This window comes from Neisseria sp. P0021.S005 (assembly GCF_051956955.1).
This window is the reverse complement of record NZ_JBQCWY010000475.1, coordinates 1-2,341: the sequence shown is the minus strand read 5'-3', so window position 1 is coordinate 2,341 and position 2,341 is coordinate 1. Positions and strand designations below refer to the sequence as shown.

Genomic DNA, 2,341 nt, shown 5'->3' with positions numbered 1-2,341 from the left:
ATACCCAAATCGCCCAGACCGAGCGTTGCGGCAAAGAGGTTTTGGAACCATTCTTGCATGATCAAGCTCCCGCCAGTTCAATAGTGTCCATCAACGCACCCAGCGCGGCATTTTCGGTATGCAGCGGCAGATGCACCACGTTTTCAGGCAAACCGGCATCAGCTTTGACGGCAACCGATACGCTTGCGCCGTTTTGTTTGGCAACAACAGTTTGTCCGTCTTGCAGGCCCAAGCGTGCCAATGTGTTTGGATTTACACGCGCGGCAGGCACGGCGGCATGGCTGGTTTCTTGCAACGGTGCGGAACGGCGCACGATAGGATCAGTGTGATAAATACCGACGCCGCCGACACGGACGAGACGGTCTGAGGCCGTCTGAACGCCCTCCCCTGTCCATGTGCTGCAGTTATCCAGTTTGGACGGCAGACTTTCTGCATCCAGCGCATCTTTCAGAATCGCAGCGGTATCGTGATATTCAAAACCTTTCAGGTCAAACAGGTTGCCCAATACGCGCAACACTTTCCACATCGGACGCGAATCGCCGAAGCCTTGTACCACGCCGTGGAAAGATTGCAGACGGCCTTCCATATTGATGAAGCTGCCTGATGTTTCGGTAAACGGCGCAATCGGCAACAATACGTCGCACACGTCCAACAGCATTTCGCTGACAAACGGTGTAAACGCCATCACACTTTTCGCCTGTTTCAACGCGGCTACGGCTTTTGCGCCGTCCGCCGTATCGATTTCAGGCTCGACGTTGAGCAACAAGACTGCCTGTTTCGGCGCATTTGCCATTTCGGCAACGCTCTCGCCGGAGTTCACGCCCAAAACATCCGCACCAACGCTGTTGGCAGCTTGCGGCAAAATACCCAGCACTGCGCCGGTCGCGTCTGCCAGCTCTTGCGCGGCAGCATAAATGGCGGCGTAATCGGGATGGTTTTGCACTTCCGCACCCAAAATCACCGCTGCTTTTTCAGCATTTTTCAGGCTGGCGGTAACGGCGTGTTCCGCATTGGCAGACAGGTTTTTCAGACGGCCTGCCCACTCATCGGGATGTGCAGCTTCTTGAGACAGAAGCGGCATAAACAATTCTTCTTTACTGCTGGCCAATACGCTCAAGGCCATACGGTCTTTGGCGGCGCGGCGCAGGCGGGCGGTCAGGAGCGGCTGTTCTTTGCGCAAGTTCGCGCCGACTACCAATACGGCATCGTTGTCAGCCAAAGATTCAATGCTTTGTCCCAACCATTGCGCACCTTTAAGGCCGTCTGAAAGACGTTTGTCTTGTTGGCGCAAACGGGTGGCAAAGTTTTTAACACCCAAGCCGTCGGCAAGTTTTTTGGCCAGATACAGCTCTTCAACCGTATTCATCGGGTTCGCCCAAATGCCGACTTGGTTTTGGTTGCCGTCTTTGGCGATACATTCAATCGCGCTGCGGACATATTCCAACGCGGTTTTCCAATCCACGTCCATCCACTCGCCGCCCTGTTTGATTTTCGGGTTTTTCAGACGGCTTTCGTGATACAGGCCTTCGTAGGCGAAACGGTCGCGGTCAGACAGCCAGCATTCGTTGATGGCTTCGTTTTCCAGCGGCAACACGCGGCGGACGGTATGGTCTTTGGTTTGTACAATCAGATTGCTGCCCAAAGCGTCATGGGCGGAAACGGATTTGCGGCGGTTCAATTCCCAAGTACGCGCGTTGAAGCGGAACGGTTTGCTGGTCAATGCGCCGACAGGACACAAATCGATGACGTTGCCTGACAATTCGGTTTCCACTGCTTTGCCGATAAAAGGCATAATTTCGGAGTATTCGCCGCGGTTGGCCATAGCGATTTCTTGCACGCCGGCGATTTCTTCAGTGAAACGAACGCAACGGGTACAGTGGATACAACGGCTCATTTCCTCGGCGGAAACCAAAGGACCCATATCCTTGCCGACGACGGAACGTTTTTCTTCGGTATAACGGCTGGTGGTTTTGCCGTAGCCCATCGCCAAATCCTGCAACTGGCATTCGCCGCCTTGGTCGCAGGTCGGACAATCAAGCGGATGGTTGATGAGCAGGAACTCCATCACGCCTTCTTGCGCCTCTCGGGCTTTTGCCGAATGCGTACGCACAATCATGCCGTCTGTAACCGGCGTGGCACAGGCGGGCAGGGGTTTGGGGGCTTTTTCCACGTCCACCAAACACATACGGCAGTTGGCGGCGATGGAAAGTTTTTTGTGGTAACAGAAATGCGGGATATAAGTACCGAGCTTGTGCGCGGCTTCAATCACCGTCGCGCCCTGCTCCACAGATACCTGTTTGCCGTCGATTTCGATTTGTAACATGGTTCGTTCCTAGTTACG

1 protein-coding gene is annotated in these 2,341 nt (G+C 54.5%); it reads right to left on the bottom strand.

Features of this window, described 5'->3' with window-relative positions; all coding sequences use genetic code 11:
• Positions 1 to 61: 61 nt before the first annotated feature.
• Positions 62 to 2,323 (bottom strand): NADH-quinone oxidoreductase subunit NuoG, encoded by a 2,262-nt coding sequence (gene nuoG, locus ACTHUE_RS15765; RefSeq protein ID WP_150540565.1) that lies wholly within the window; start codon positions 2,321 to 2,323, stop codon positions 62 to 64.
• Positions 2,324 to 2,341: the final 18 nt, after the last annotated feature.